The 14,069-nt window shown below is 71.9% G+C and carries 10 protein-coding genes; 5 read left to right on the forward strand and 5 right to left on the reverse strand.

Going from position 1 to position 14,069, the window contains the following annotated elements; translation table 11 throughout:
- The first annotated feature begins 3 nt into the window (after positions 1 to 3).
- Positions 4 to 624: a TetR/AcrR family transcriptional regulator gene (locus tag OHA73_RS32750; protein ID WP_327656831.1), complete on the forward strand. Its 621-nt coding sequence runs from the start codon at positions 4 to 6 to the stop codon at positions 622 to 624.
- Here the strand turns inward: OHA73_RS32750 and OHA73_RS32755 are convergent.
- A complete protein-coding gene (locus OHA73_RS32755) occupies positions 608 to 1,567 on the reverse strand; it encodes an NADP-dependent oxidoreductase (RefSeq protein WP_327656832.1) in 960 nt (319 codons plus the stop codon). The genes OHA73_RS32750 and OHA73_RS32755 overlap by 17 nt on opposite strands.
- A gap of 70 nt (positions 1,568 to 1,637) precedes the next feature.
- Here OHA73_RS32755 and OHA73_RS32760 point away from each other — a divergent pair, with 70 nt between their 5' ends.
- A complete protein-coding gene (locus tag OHA73_RS32760; RefSeq protein WP_266715184.1) occupies positions 1,638 to 2,639 on the forward strand; it encodes a GlxA family transcriptional regulator in 1,002 nt (333 codons plus the stop codon).
- Positions 2,640 to 2,761: 122 nt separating this feature from the next.
- Here the strand turns inward: OHA73_RS32760 and OHA73_RS32765 are convergent, their stop codons facing one another.
- Complete coding sequence (locus OHA73_RS32765) at positions 2,762 to 4,807, reverse strand: NAD(+) synthase (protein ID WP_266715185.1); 2,046 nt, start codon at positions 4,805 to 4,807, stop codon at positions 2,762 to 2,764.
- A 319-nt stretch (positions 4,808 to 5,126) separates the two neighbouring features.
- Between OHA73_RS32765 and OHA73_RS32770 the strand changes: the two genes are divergently transcribed.
- Both OHA73_RS32770 and OHA73_RS32775 read left to right on the forward strand, forming a co-directional pair.
- Positions 5,127 to 5,540: an effector-associated constant component EACC1 gene (locus tag OHA73_RS32770; RefSeq protein WP_327656833.1), complete on the forward strand. Its 414-nt coding sequence runs from the start codon at positions 5,127 to 5,129 to the stop codon at positions 5,538 to 5,540.
- Complete coding sequence (locus OHA73_RS32775) at positions 5,537 to 7,609, forward strand: caspase, EACC1-associated type (protein WP_327656834.1); 2,073 nt, start codon at positions 5,537 to 5,539, stop codon at positions 7,607 to 7,609. Before OHA73_RS32770 ends, OHA73_RS32775 begins: the two co-directional genes overlap by 4 nt.
- Before the next feature lie 186 nt (positions 7,610 to 7,795).
- On the opposite strand, the gene OHA73_RS32780 is transcribed toward OHA73_RS32775, so the two are convergent.
- From OHA73_RS32780 to OHA73_RS32790, 3 genes are all read right to left on the reverse strand, one after another.
- Complete coding sequence (locus tag OHA73_RS32780) at positions 7,796 to 10,648, reverse strand: glycoside hydrolase family 2 TIM barrel-domain containing protein (RefSeq protein WP_327656835.1); 2,853 nt, start codon at positions 10,646 to 10,648, stop codon at positions 7,796 to 7,798.
- Between the two features lie 36 nt (positions 10,649 to 10,684).
- Positions 10,685 to 11,896 (reverse strand): ROK family protein, encoded by a 1,212-nt coding sequence (locus OHA73_RS32785; RefSeq protein ID WP_327656836.1) that lies wholly within the window; start codon positions 11,894 to 11,896, stop codon positions 10,685 to 10,687.
- An 80-nt stretch (positions 11,897 to 11,976) separates the two neighbouring features.
- Positions 11,977 to 13,224, reverse strand: coding sequence for an FAD-binding protein (locus tag OHA73_RS32790; RefSeq protein ID WP_327656837.1), 1,248 nt, complete (start codon positions 13,222 to 13,224; stop codon positions 11,977 to 11,979).
- Positions 13,225 to 13,382: 158 nt separating this feature from the next.
- On the opposite strand from OHA73_RS32790, the gene OHA73_RS32795 reads away from it, so the two are divergent.
- Positions 13,383 to 14,063, forward strand: coding sequence for a pyridoxamine 5'-phosphate oxidase family protein (locus OHA73_RS32795; RefSeq protein WP_266715191.1), 681 nt, complete (start codon positions 13,383 to 13,385; stop codon positions 14,061 to 14,063).
- Positions 14,064 to 14,069 lie beyond the last annotated feature (6 nt).

The raw sequence follows: 14,069 nt of genomic DNA on the forward strand, positions 1-14,069 counted from the left end.
GGTATGGCGAGGCCACGGCAGTTCGACGAGGAGCGGGTCATCGGCGCGGCGATGGACACGTTCTGGCGGCACGGGTACGAGGGGACGTCCACGCGCGACCTGTGCGACAGCACCGGGCTCGGCCCCTCCAGCCTCTACAACACCTTCGGCGGCAAGCGGCAGTTGTACCTGCGCGCCCTGGAGCGCTACCACGACACCGCCACCGCCGAGCAGATGGAGATCCTCGCCGGGCCCGGTTCGGCGGGCCGGCGGCTGCGCGCCCTGATGGTGCACGCCGTCGACACCGACCTCGCCGCCGCGGAGGCGGACCCGCACGGCTGCTTCGCGATCAACGCCGCGATCGAGGCGGCGGCGCACGACCCCGACGTCAAGCAGGTGGTGCGCCGCACCTTCGACCGGGTCGAGGGCGCGATCCGGACGGTCGTCGCGGCGGGGCAGGGCGCGGGCGAGTTCCGCACGGACATCGACACGCGCACCCTGGCCCGCCAGGTGCAGAGCGCGTACTACGGCCTACGGGTACTGAGCCGGGCCCAGGACCGCCGCACCCTCCTGTCGACGATCCGGGCCACGCTGACCACGCTGAGCGCGCCCCCGGAGAGGGCCGGGGCTACGGCCGCACCGTGAGCACGAGCTTCCCGGTCACCCGCCCCGTGTCACCCTCCGCGTGCGCCTTGGCGGCCTCGGCCAGCGGGTACGTGTCCGCCACGTGCACCTTGAGCTTGCCCGACTCGACGAGTTCGGTGACGGCCCGCATCCCCGCCTGATCGTGCTCGACGAGCATGTCCGTCGCTCGCACCCCGAGCTCGGCGGCGCGCGCCGCGACGTCCCCGAACTGCCCCGGCAGCAGTGAGACGAGAATGCCGCCCGGCTTCAGCACGTCCAGGGAGCGCAGCCGGTCCTCGCCGCCCAGGGTGTCGAGCACGATGTCGATGTCACGGACCTCGGCCGCGACGTCCGTGGTGCGGTAGTCGACGACCTCGTCCGCGCCAAGGCCCCGTACGAACTCGTGCTTGGCGGCCGACGCCGTCCCGATGACGTACGCGCCGCGTTCCTTGGCGATCTGCACCGCCACATGCCCCACGCCGCCGGCCGCGGCCTGCACCAACACCCGCTGTCCCGGCGCCACTTGGGCGATGTCGACCAGGGCCTGCCAGGCGGTGAGCCCGACGAGCGGCAGCGCACCCGCCTCGACATGGCTCAGCCCCGCGGGCTTCGGCACGAAGGCGCGGGCGGGCCCGGCCACGTACTCGGCGTGCGAGCCGGCCCCGTACGGATACGGCAGCATGCCGAGCACCTCGTCGCCCGGCTTGAACAGGGCGACGCCGAGACCCACGGCCTCGACGACCCCGGACACGTCCCAGCCGAGCACGAACGGCGGCTCGCCCAGGAAGAGCCCGGAGCTGCGGTGCTTGTAGTCGGTGGGGTTGAGGCCCGCCGCGTGCACGGCGACCACGATCTGCCCGATGCCCGGCTTCGGGCGCGGAACCTCGACTTCCTGGAGCACCTCGGGCGCCCCGAGGGTGTCCTGGCTGATGGCCTTCATGGTGGTGGTGTTCTCGTCGCTCATGAATCCAGCCTGCGCCACGGAAGCGGAACCGGACAATGGCAAGATGGTCATCCAGCGATAGAATCGTGCCATGACTGGATTGGGTGCCGAATCTCCCCTCGCCCGGCACGAGGGCCCGCCCCACCGCGTGGTCGTGCTCGCGCTCGACGGGGTCTACCCCTTCGAGCTCGGCATCCCGAAGCGGGTCTTCGGCTCGGCGGGCGACGCCTACGAGGTCGTGACCTGCGCCGCGACATCGACCCGCACCGTACGCACGGACGCCGACTTCACGATCACCGTCGCGCACGGCCCGGAGGCCCTGGAGACCGCGGACACCGTGATCGTCCCGCCGTACGACATGTCCCGCATCGCCGAGCCGCTGCCCGCCGCCGAACGGGCCGCGCTCGCCCGCATCAGGCCCGGCGCCCGTACCGTCTCCATCTGCACGGGAGCGTTCGCGCTGGCCGAGGCCGGCATGCTCGACGGCCGGCGCGCCACCACGCACTGGTCGCTCGCGGACCGCTTCCGCCGGATGTTCCCGTACGTCGCCCTGGACCCGGACGTGCTGTTCGTCGAGGACGGCGACGTACTGACGTCCGCGGGCGCGGCCTCCGGCCTCGACGTCTGCCTGCACCTGGTGCGCTCCGACCACGGCAGCGCCCTCGCCAACTTCGTGGCCAAGTGCTGCGTCGTCCCGCCGTGGCGCGAGGGCGGCCAGGCCCAGTACATCGAGCAGCCCGTCCCCGACGAGGGCGAGACCGGCACCGCGCCCGCCCGCGCCTGGGCCCTGGAGCGGCTCGACCGGCCACTCGCCCTGCGGGAGCTGGCCGCGCACGCCCGGATGAGCCCGCGCACGTTCGCCCGCCGCTTCCAGGAGGAGACCGGCACGAGCCCCGGCCGCTGGCTGATCCTGCAGCGCGTGCACCGCGCCCGCCATCTCCTGGAATCCACGGACCTCCCGGTGGACCGCATCGCGGCGGAGGTCGGCTTCGCCACCGGCACGTCCCTGCGCCAGCACCTGCACGCCACCATCGGGGTCACCCCGCAGGCGTACCGCCGCACGTTCAGGGCGGGGCCGGTGGGGGCGACGTGAGGGGCGCGATGCAAGGGGCGCGACGCAAGGGGCGCGATGTGAGCGGGGACTGTGACGTCTGACCACGGAAATATCGTGGTCAGACGTCACAGTCCCCAGAGATCACGGGAACACCCTCCGGATCACGCCCCCTCCGGCCACTCCCACCGCTCCAGATCCCTCAGCCACACCCGCGCGTTGCTGTCCGACGGGGCGCGCCAGTCGCCGCGCGGCGAGAGCGAGCCGCCGGCCGAGACCTTCGGGCCGTTCGGCATCGCGGACCGCTTGAACTGCGCGAACTGGAAGAAGCGGCGGCAGAAGTACTCCAGCCAGTGCTTGATCTCCGCGAGGTCGTACGCGCCGCGGTCCTCCTCCGGGAAGCCGGGCGGCCAGGCGCCGGCCTCCACGTCCCGCCAGGCGTGCCACGCCAGGAACGCGATCTTGGAGGGGCGGAAGCCGTACCGCAGCACGTAGTAGAGCGTGAAGTCGTGCAGCGCGTACGGGCCGATCTTCGACTCGGTGGACTGCAGTTCCTCGCCGGGGACCAGCTCCGGGCTGATCTCCGTGTCGAGGATCGCGGTGAGGATCCTCCCGGCCTCGTCGCCGAACTGGTCGCTGCTCACGACCCAGCGGATGAGGTGCTGGATGAGCGTCTTGGGTACGCCGCCGTTGACGTTGTAGTGGCTCATCTGGTCGCCGACGCCGTACGTGCACCAGCCGAGCGCCAGCTCGGACAGGTCGCCGGTGCCGAGGACGATGCCGCCGCGCTGGTTGGCGAGGCGGAACAGGTAGTCGGTGCGCAGGCCCGCCTGGACGTTCTCGAAGGTGACGTCGTACGCCGGCTCGCCCTGCGAGAACGGGTGGTCCATCTCCTTGAGCATCAGGCGGGCCGTGTCGGTGATGTCCAGTTCGGCGGCCGTGACGCCGAGCGACTTCATGAGCGCGTGCGCGTTGGACTTGGTGTACTCGCCCGTCGCGAAGCCCGGCATCGTAAAGGCGAGGATGTCGGTGCGCGGGCGGCCCGCCCGGTCCATCGCGCGGGCCGCGACGATCAGGGCGTGCGTGGAGTCGAGGCCGCCGGAGACGCCGATGACGATCTTCGGGCCGCCGATCGCGCCGAGCCGCTGGACCAGGCCGGAGACCTGGATGTTGTACGCCTCGTAGCAGTCCTGGGCGAGGCGCTCGGCGTCCGCCGGGACGAACGGGAAGCGCTCGACGCGGCGCTTGAGGCCCAGGTCGGTGCTCGTGGGCGGGTCCAGGTGGAAGTCCACCCGGCGGAAGTCGCCGGTGCGCGCGGCGTGTGTGCGACGGTTGTCGTCGAACGTGCCCATCCGCTGGCGCTCCTGGCGCAGCAGGTCGAGGTCGATGTCGGCGACGGCGTACTGGTCGCCGAGCGGGAAGCGGTCGGTCTCTGCGAGCAGGACACCGTTCTCGTAGATCATGGTCTGGCCGTCCCACGAGAGGTCCGTGGTGGACTCTCCCGCTCCGGCCGCCGCGTACACGTAGGCGCTCAGGCAGCGGGCCGACGCCGAGCGGCACAGCAGCTTGCGGTCCTCGGCGCGGCCGACTGTGATCGGGCTGCCGGAGAGGTTGAGCAGGACGGTCGCGCCGGCGAGGGCGGCCTCCGCGCTGGGCGGGACAGGGACCCACATGTCCTCGCAGATCTCCGCGTGCAGGACCAGGCCGGGGACGTCCTCGGCCGCGAAGAGGAGGTCCGTGCCGAAGGGGACCTCGGTGCCGCGGATCCGGATCGTGCCGCCGCGCTCGTCGTCGCCCGCCGCGATCTGGCGCTTCTCGTAGAACTCCCGGTAGGTGGGGAGGTACGACTTGGGGGCCACGCCGAGGATCCGGCCGCGGTGCACGACGACCGCGCAGTTGTAGATGCGGTTGCGGTGGCGCAGCGGGGCGCCGACCACGAGGACCGGCAGGAGGTCGGCGGAGCCGGTGACGATGTCGGCGAGTGCCTCCTCCACCTCGTCCAGGACCGGGTCCTGGAGCACCAGGTCCTCGATGGAGTAGCCGCACAGGCCCATCTCGGGGAAGAGGGCGACGGCGACGCCGTCCTCTGCGCAGCGGCGGCCCTGCCGCAGGACGGCCTCCGCGTTGGTGCGCGGGTCGGCGATGGCGGCGTGGCCGGTGCACGAGGCGACCCGCGCGAAACCGTGACTGTAGATCGACCGGAAGTTCACCCGTCCATGATGTCAACCGGGCCGGGGCCGTGCGCGGCGGGGCCCCGGACGGCGGGGCTCCGGGGCGCGGGCGTCCGAGTTCGGAAGCGCGGGCGCCCGAATGCGGAGGCGCGGGCGCCCGGGTTCGGGATTTCGGACGTTTCGTGAACTGTTCTGTCGGGAGTCGGCCGGGAAGCGACGGTTCCCTGATCGTGGCGTGACCGTAGTGGTTCGGCAGGCTCCTCGTGCGGGGAGACTTCTCCGCGATTCCCTTACGCAGTAGGGGAATTGTGGAAGCGTCTTCGTGGCGCGGGCGGAGGGCACGCGAACAGGGGGAAGCGTGGAGATCAGGTTCTCGGTACCGCAGGGCGTGGGGGACACAGGGGGAGAGGGCGGAGAGGGCGCCAAGGAACTCGCGTCGCTCCGGGACTGGCTGGAGGACGACGACGAGCTGCGCTCCGCGGGAGCGCGCGTCGAGAGCGCGTACGCGGACCGGCCCGGCGCGATGGGCGACGTACTCGAATGGGTCGGCGTCGCCTGCGGTGCGGCGTCCCTGGCGATCGACGTGACGCACAGCGTGCGCGCCTGGTGGCGCAGCCGCGGCCACGACGGGGAGATCACGTTCGTCGTGCGGGGCGAGGACGTCGACCGGATCCGCGGGCTGCTGCACGATGCCGGCCTGAGAGATGGCGACCGTGACGGCGACAGCGACCGCGATGGCGAGAGTGACCGTGACGGCGGAGCCTCCCGATGACGCAGGCCGAGGGCCCCGCGAGAAACGGGGCGCGCCGCGCGGACCCGGGGAGCGCAGAGCCGCAGCGCATCGGCCCGCAACGCGGGGACCCGCAGCGCGTCGGTGCGCGGCGCATCGACCCGGAGAAGTCGGCCTGCCTGCTGATCGGGGTCAACGACTACCGGCACGACACGATGGAGCGCCTCGACAGCGTCGAGCACAACCTGCGGCGACTGCGGGACGTGCTGACCGACCCGGACATCGGCGGCTTCCCCGACGAGCGCGTCCAGGTCCTGCCCAATCCCGTCGCGGCCCGCGACGTGACCGTGGCGATCGAGGTCGCGGGCCGGCTCGCCGCCGAGGACACGCTCATCGTCTACTACGCGGGCCACGGCGTGCGCGAGGGCGAGGACAACCGGCTGTTCCTGACGCTGCCCGGCACGGAGCGGGGCCAGCCGGAGACCTGCGTCGACACCATGTACGTACGCAAGGCCATCAACCGGTCGCCCGCTCCCCGGACCGTGCTCATCCTGGACTGCTGCTACAGCGCCCAGTGGGCCAGGGACAGCCGGATGTCCGGGGGAGAGAGCGGCGCCGACCTCGCTGCGCGCTCCGTCCGCGACCTCAAGGGCCTCTACCTGATGGCCTCTTCGCCGCACAACCGCGCCTCGCACGCGCCCGACCCGGACCGCTGCTCGGTCTTCACCGGCGCCCTCGTCGACGTGCTCGAACAGGGCGACCCGGACCCCGGCGCGGGCGAGACGGTCACCCTGAAGGACATCTACCAGCGGGTGCGGACGCGCGTCGAGGAGTGGGTGGCCGAGCAGGACCGCAGCGACGCGGCGGCCCCGCTGTGCACGGACGAGAACGGGCTGGGGGAGTACGCCTTCGTCCGCAACGCCGCCCGCCGCCCCGTCCAGGCCCCGCCCCCGGCGCCGGTGCCGCCGCCGAAGCGGGGCCGCCTCGCCATCGGCATCGCGATCGGCCTGGTGCTCGGTCTCACCGCAGGATTCGGCATCCCCTACCTCCAGGACCGGCTGGACGAACCGCCTCCCAAGCCCCACAAAGAGGCGCGCGGCCCCTGCTCCGCGCGTGCGGCCCTGCTCGACCACTCCGACGCGCTCGACAAGACGGAGGTCGACAACGAGCCGGTGGCGGGGCTGTCCGGACTCGCGTACGCGCCGGACGAGTCGAGGCTGGCGTACGCGGTGGCCGACAACGACGCCGTGCGGATCTTCCCGATCAGGTTCGGCTCGCCCGACGCGCTGGCACCGGTGGCCCAGCGGGCGCGCACCCTGCGCGCGGCCGGGGGCGGCCCGCTGAGCGGCTGGTTCGACGCCGAGGCCGTCGCCGTGGAGAAGGACGGCGGCACGGCGCTCGTGGCGGGCGAGACCGAACCCACCATCCGCCGGTTCGACCTGCGCACGGGCCGCCAGAAGGGGGAACCGCTGCCGATCCCCGAGGTCTTCGAGATCTACCCGAAGGGCGCCGCGACGGCGGGCCGCACCATCGAGGCCATGGCGCTGTCGCCGAGCGACAAGTACCTGTTCGTGGCGGTGGAGGCCCCGCTCGCCGGGGACGGCGACGAACGCGGCCGCAACCTCATGCGCATCCAGCGCTACGAGCGGCGCACCGACGGCACCTTCGAACCCGACGCCCAGTTCGCCTACCGCGGCGACGAGGGCCTCGGCCTCGCCGACCTCGTGGCGGTCTCCGACACCCGGCTGCTCGCCCTGGAACGGCAGTACGTGGCCGGGCTCGGGAACTCGGTGCACGTCAAGGACCTCTCGCTGGCCGAGGCCCAGGACGTGACCGACAAGAAGCAGCTCTACAGGGCGCCCGCCGACGTCTTCATCGCGGGCCGCGCCCTCTTCGACCTGGCCCGTTGCCCCGAAGGCAGCCCCGGCGAGGTGAGCGGCGCCGGGAACCCCCAGTCGAACGAGCTCCTGGACAACGTGGAGGGCATGACCCTCGGCGACTCCATCAAGAACGGACCGTACAAGGGCCGCAGACACCTGCTCCTCGTCTCGGACGACAACCGCAACAAGGCGCAGACGACGCGGCTCTACTCCTTCGCGGTGAGACTCTGACGCGGTGAAACCCTGATCCTTCGCGGTGAGACTCTGAGCAGAGCGCGGGAATCTGGCGGCAACCTTCCCGCCCCCGGCGGCGACTTCCGTACACGACGGCCGCTACGCCCCTGCCCCTAGGGCGGTCGTCAGGTCGGCCGGGGCAGCGATGGGACCGCCGCCCCGGCCGACACGGGCGTGAGGGGGCTACGTCAACGTGCTGAAGACGAAGCCGAATTCCGCCGGCCTCGGCGTCAGCCGGTACTGCGGGAGCACGCCGGGTCCGCACGACTGCGTGCCGATGCCCTGCTGCGCGTGGTCGAGATGCACCCACAGCGTGTCGCCGGGCGTCAGGTCCGTGCGGTGCGTGGCCGCGTCGAGCTGCTGCGTCGTCCAGCGGCGGGCCGTGAGGGCGTAGGCGGGCTCGCCCTCGATGCGCAGGCCGCCGAGCTCGGCCCAACGGACGTCGATCCGCGCCCCGTTCTCCTGCGGTCGTACGTACGGGGTGTGCAGGGCGTCGACGTCCGACTCCCAGCGGCCGAGCCGCGCCGCCTCGCGCGTGTCCGGGTACGCCTCGCCGGGCCCGCCGCCGAACCAGCGCACGCCCAAGTCCCCTACGGGGAGCCCGAGTCGGACGCCGAGCCGGGGCAGCGGGATCCGCCAGTCGCCCTCCGGGATGACGGACACGGTCAGCCGCAGCCGCCGCTCGTCGGCCGTCCAGCGGTAGCTCGCGCGCAGCCCGATGTCACGGCTGGCCGGCCCGACCCGCGTGTGCACGGTCAACGCGCTCCCGTCCAACTCCACGCCGTCCACGCGGTGTTGCACGCGGTGCAGGCCGAACTGTCGCCACAACAGGCCGAGCCGCTCGTCGTTCTGCCAGCTCGCGCCGTCGTCGTTGTCCGTGGGGGCACGCCACACGTCGAGGCGGGGAGCGGAGGCGAGCGCCACGTCGCCGATGGTGCGCAGGTCGCCTGTGCGGGCGTCGAAGGTGGCCGGGCCGAGCGTGAGCACGTCCCCGGCGGTGCTCGGACGCTCGCCAACTACCGTACTGACAACGGACTTTGGCGTCGTCGGGGCGCTCTGTCCCCACGCCACTTCCTCGCAGTCGGCGCCCATGGCCCGGATCGTCCAGTACCCGGACGCGTCACCCGCCGCGGGCGCCGACAGCTTCACGTCCGTGGACTCGCCGGGGGTGAGCGGCGGCACGGTGAGCGTGCCGCGCTCCACGGCCTCGCCCTCCACCTCGTACGTCCAGTCGAAGGCGAGGTGGGACAGGTCGCGGAAGTCGTAGCGGTTGGTGACGCGTACGGCTCCGGCGTCCCCGTCGACGGTGATCCGTACGGGCTCGATCACCTTCTTGAACTCGATGAGCCCCGGCGACGGCGTCCGGTCCGGGAACAGCAGCCCGTCGCACACGAAGTTGCCGTCGTGCAGCTCCTCGCCGAAGTCGCCGCCGTACGCGTACCCGTGGCGCTCGTCGGCGACCCCGTGGTCGATCCACTCCCAGACGAACGCGCCCTGAAGCCGGTCGTACTTCTCGAACAGCCGTTGGTAGTCGGCGAGTCCGCCGGGACCGTTGCCCATGGCGTGCGCGTACTCGCACTGGATGAAGGGGAGGGCGCGCCGCCTCTCCGGGCCGCCGTCGATCCCCTGGCCGATCCGCTCGACCTCTGCGTGATCGGCGTACATGCGCGAATAGACGTCGGTGTCACGGCAGTTGATGTCGCCCTCGTAGTGCACGAGGCGCTCGGGGTCGCGCGCGTGGATCCACTCGGCCATGGCGGTGAGCCCGCGCCCGGTGCCCGCCTCGTTGCCGAGGGACCACAGAACGATGGACGGATGGTTCTTGTCGCGCTCGACCATGCGGGCCGCCCGGTCGAGCAGTGCGGGGGTCCAGCGCTCGTCGTCGACCGGGTTGTCGCGCCAGCCCTGTTCGCAGAAGCCGTGGGTCTCCAGGTCGCACTCGTCGATGACCCACAGCCCGTACTCGTCGCAGAGGGAGAGGAAGGCGGGGTGCGGCGGATAGTGGGAGGTGCGGACGGCGTTGATGTTGTGGGACTTCAGCAACTCGACGTCGCGGCGCATGGTTTCGAGGTCGAGCGCGCGGCCGTGCTCCGGGTGCCACTCGTGCCGGTTGACGCCCTTGAAGAGGATCGGCGTGCCGTTGACCTTGATGAGGCCGTCCGACAGCTCCACGGTACGGAAGCCGATGCGCAGCGGCACCCGCTCACCGGCCGTCGCGAGCTCGCCGTCGTACAGGCGCGGCGTCTCGGCCGTCCACGGCTCGACGGCGACGGTCACCGACTCCCCGGTGGCCGCGTCAACACCCAGCTCAGGCACGGTGATCCGCCCCTCCACGTCACTGTCGACGCGGAGCGTGCCGAGGCCGGTGGTGTGGTCGTACGAGGCGTGCGTGAAGAAGTCCCGGGCGCCGCCGACGGGGCGGTGCAGGAGCGTCACGTCGCGGAAGATGCCGGGCAGCCACCACTGGTCCTGGTCCTCCAGGTAGGAGCCCGCGGACCACTGGTGCACGCGGACCGCGAGCACGTTGCCGGTGGGGGCGAGGAGGTGGCCGACCTCGAACTCGTGCGGCAGCCGGCTCCCCTTGAACTCGCCGAGCTCCGTGCCGTTCAGCCACACCTTCGCGCAGGACTCCACCCCGTCGAAGCGGACCACGGCCGAGCCGTCACCGGGCCAGTCGCCGGGCAGGTCGAAGACGCGCAGGTGATCCCCGGTCGGGTTCTCGTCGGGAACGCGCGGCGGGTCGACGGGGAACGGATAGAGGACGTTCGTATAGGCCGGCGCCCCGAACGCCCCGTCCCCCTGCATCACCCAGTGCCCGGGCACGGAGACGCCACTCCAGCTGCCGGCGTCGTACCCAGGGGAGGCGAAGGAGTCGTCGTGAGCGTCGGCCCGCGCCGCCAGCCGGAAACTCCAAGTCCCGTTGAGCGAGAGTGAGTTGGCTGACGACTCGGCGTACCAGGCGCGAGGCGGCAAGGCGCCGTGGCCGGGGGAGGGGTCGGTTACGTAGGCGATTGAGGTGGACGTGGACGTGGGCATGGAGCTCCTTACGTCGAGATCAAATTCGGCAATCAATCAAGCCGTATGTGGGTGAGGAACGGGTGCGGTGCCGCTCAACACGCCCTCCAACGCAAACGTCGCCGCACCCAGACTCACCGGATCCGTAGGGACGGGCGAAAGGACAATCTCCGCCGCGGCGAACGGCCCCGCCAACGAATGCCGCTCCACCGCCCCCCGAACCTCGCTCACCAGGGGACCGCCCAACGCACTGGCGACCCAGCTGCTGAGCACGACGACCTCGGGATTGAGCAGGTTGACGAGATCGGCGACCGCCGCGCCGAGATACCGCGCGGTCTCCCGCACCACATCGAGCGCCTGCACCGACCCCTCCGCCGCGGCCCGCCCGATCGCCTCGATCGTGGCGGTCTGGTCGTCGGGGTGCAGAAGTGCCGAACTGGGGTACAGCTCCCGCAAGTTGCGCATGATGCCCGGCGCCCCCGCATACGCCTCCACACACCCCCGGTCACCGCAGTGGCACGGCCGCCCGTCGAGCACGAGCGTGGTGTGCCCCCACTCGCCGGCACTGTTGGTGACACCCCGATGCAGCGCCCCGCCGAGCGCGAGCCCCGCACCGACACCCGTGCCGAGATTGACGACGACCGCGTCGTCCCGCCCGCGCGCCGCGCCGAACCACAACTCGGCGACGGTGGACGCACGCAGCGGATTGTCCAAGTACAGGGGTACGTCGAGGTGTTGGGCGAGGAGTTCACGCAGCGGCACCGCTTCCCGCCACCCCCAGTTGGGGGCGTACACGCTGATGCCGCCCTGCCGGTCGACGAGCCCCGGCATGCAGACGCCCGCGCCGAGCACGGGCCCGCCGGTGTTGGCGTCGAGCACCGCCCGGACCGCGTCCGCGATCACGGCGACCACGTGCCCGGGTTCGTGCGCACCGGGCCGCAGTTGGCGGTCGGCGCGGGCGACGACTCGCAGGTTCAGGTCGAACAGCTCGGCGTGCACATACGTCTCCGCGACGTCCACGCCGACGAGCGAACCGTGGCCCGCGTCGACGGAGACGAGGCCGCGCGGCCGCCCGCCCGCCGAGTCCACGAAGCCGCCCGTGACCAGGATCCCCAGGTCGAGCAGCTCCCCGACGAGCGTGGCGACGGTCGCCGAGCTGAGGCCCGTCTCTGCGGCCAACTCCTGCCGGGAGACGGCGGACCGGTCGAGGCAGCGGCGCAGCACCTCGTACCGGTTCGCCGTCCGTATGTCGCGGGACGTGCGCTTCATACCGTCAGGCTAGGAGCGCCCGACGGACTTCGACAAGGGGTTGGAGAAAGGGCTTTCAAAAGTCCTCTAGAAGCCCCTCCTCAAACACTCTGAAGCACGGTCCGCACGAACGCATTGCTGAACTTCCCCTGCGGATCCAGCCGTTCGGCCAGCGCCACGAAGTCCGCCGCATGCGGATACCGGGCGGCGACGCGCGCCGGATCGGCCGTGAACACCTTCCCCCAGTGCGGACGCGGCGCGAACTCCCGCAGCCGGTCCTCCACCAGCGAGACGACCGGAAGAACCCGCTCCGTGTCCGCCACCCACGTGAAGTGGAACGCGACCGTGTCCCGGCCGTACGCAGGGCTCAGCCACTGCGTGTCGGCGGCGACCGTGCGCACTTCGCAGACCTGGACCACGGGGGCGATCCGGTCGCGCACCGCGTCGAGGGCGGCGAGCGCGGCGACGGCGTGCTCGCGCGGCAGCAGATACTCCGACTGCAGCTCGTCTCCGTTGCTGGGCGTGAACTCGGCCCGGAAGTGCGGCAGTCGCTCGTGCCAGGGCCCCGGCACCCCGAACTGCTCGGTGCAGTGCACGGCGGACATCCCCGGCACCGGGTGCTGCGCCAGGGCGGCGGCCTCGGCCCACGGGAAGTCCAGCGCGTCCGGCATCCGCCGCTTCACCCACACCTGGTCGAAGCGCGGACCGCGCCAGTCGGTGAACAGACTCACGCTGTATGCGGCGGCCGACACGGCCTCGAAGTCCAGCCCCTGGAAGGGGAGTTCGCGGAACACGTGCTGCGCGACATCGAAGGACGGCTCCACGTCCAGCGTCAACGACAGCACCACACCAAGTGCGCCCAGCGAGACGACCGCCCCCTCGAAACCGGCGTCACCGCGCGCGAGCGTGACCAGCTCCCCGTCCCCGGTCAGGATCTCCACGGCCCGTACGGCCTCGGCCAGCGACCGGTTTCCGTTGCCCGATCCGTGCGTGCCGGTGGCCACCGAACCGGCGACGGAGATGTGCGGCAGCGAGGCCATATTGGGCAGCGCCAGCCCGTGCGCGTGCAGTTCGGCGGCCAGTTCGGCGTAGCGCACACCGCCGCCGACCCGGACGGTGCGCTCCGCGGTGTCGACGTCGATGCGGCTCGGCAGCGCGCCGAGCGACACGAGCGCGCCGTCGCGCTCCGCGTCCACGTCGGCGATCCGGTTGAACGAATGGCCGCTGCCGAGCACCCGTATGTGCCCGCTCTTGGTGACGGCGGCACGCAACTCGTCGACGGTGGCCGGACGGTGCAGCCGGTCGGCGGCGAAGGTGATGTTGCGGGCCCAGTTGGTGATTGCAGGCACGGGATGCCTTTCTCGAGTGCGGATTGCCGAGAATTGGACCACGGCATTCAAGCCCCTGCGGCGATTGAGCAGGCGGGGTCCGGGGCGGAGCCCCGCGTCCGCAACCCGACGGGTACCGATGAACGACCGCCGCCCCCACGGGAGTAGCGTTCCTGCGCATGACGTACACCGACGACTCCCGCACCCTGCCGCAGACCGAGCGGACCACGCACCGGCGGCTGCGGGAACAGGGCAGTACCGACCGCGCCGATCTGGAGGCGATCCTCGACGCGGGCTTCGTCTGCCATCTCGGTGTCATGGTCGACGGCGCCCCCGTCGTCGTACCGACCGTCTACGGGCGTGACGAGCGGTGGCTGTACGTGCACGGGTCGGTGGCCAGCCGCAGCCTCGCGGCCGACCCGGACGCGGCGGTGTGCGTGACGGTGACCCACGTCGACGGTCTCGTCCTCGCCCGCTCCGTCTTCGAGCACGGTGTGAACTACCGCAGCGCCATGGTGCACGGCGTGCCGCGCACGATCACCGACGAGGCAGAGAAGCTGGAGGGCCTGCGGCGCCTCACCGAGCACGCGACCCCCGGCCAGTGGACGTACGCGCGGCAGCCGAACCGCAAGGAGCTGGCCGCCACCACGCTCCTCGCGCTCTCCCTCGAAGAGGCGTCCGTGAAGATCCGGTCCGGCGCGCCCGACGACGGCGAATCGGCCGACGCGGAGCTCGGTCTCTGGGCCGGAACCCTGCCGCTGAACGCCCGCTGGGGCGCTCCCACGGCCGATCCGCTGCTGCCCATCGGCATCACCGCGCCCGCCCATGTGGTGGCCCGAGCGGGGACCCGGCAGGGCTGACCGGCG

It is taken from the genome of Streptomyces sp. NBC_00483, from assembly GCF_036013745.1.
Classification (GTDB): Bacteria; Actinomycetota; Actinomycetes; order Streptomycetales; family Streptomycetaceae; genus Streptomyces.

Coding starts and splice junctions, on each gene's coding strand:
- OHA73_RS32750 (WP_327656831.1), top strand. CDS start 4: ATGGCGAGGCCACGGCAGTTCGACGAGGAGCGGGTCATCGGCGCGGCG.
- OHA73_RS32755 (WP_327656832.1), bottom strand. CDS start 1,567: ATGAGCGACGAGAACACCACCACCATGAAGGCCATCAGCCAGGACACC.
- OHA73_RS32760 (WP_266715184.1), top strand. CDS start 1,638: ATGACTGGATTGGGTGCCGAATCTCCCCTCGCCCGGCACGAGGGCCCG.
- OHA73_RS32775 (WP_327656834.1), top strand. CDS start 5,537: ATGACGCAGGCCGAGGGCCCCGCGAGAAACGGGGCGCGCCGCGCGGAC.
- OHA73_RS32780 (WP_327656835.1), bottom strand. CDS start 10,648: ATGCCCACGTCCACGTCCACCTCAATCGCCTACGTAACCGACCCCTCC.
- OHA73_RS32785 (WP_327656836.1), bottom strand. CDS start 11,896: ATGAAGCGCACGTCCCGCGACATACGGACGGCGAACCGGTACGAGGTG.
- OHA73_RS32795 (WP_266715191.1), top strand. CDS start 13,383: ATGACGTACACCGACGACTCCCGCACCCTGCCGCAGACCGAGCGGACC.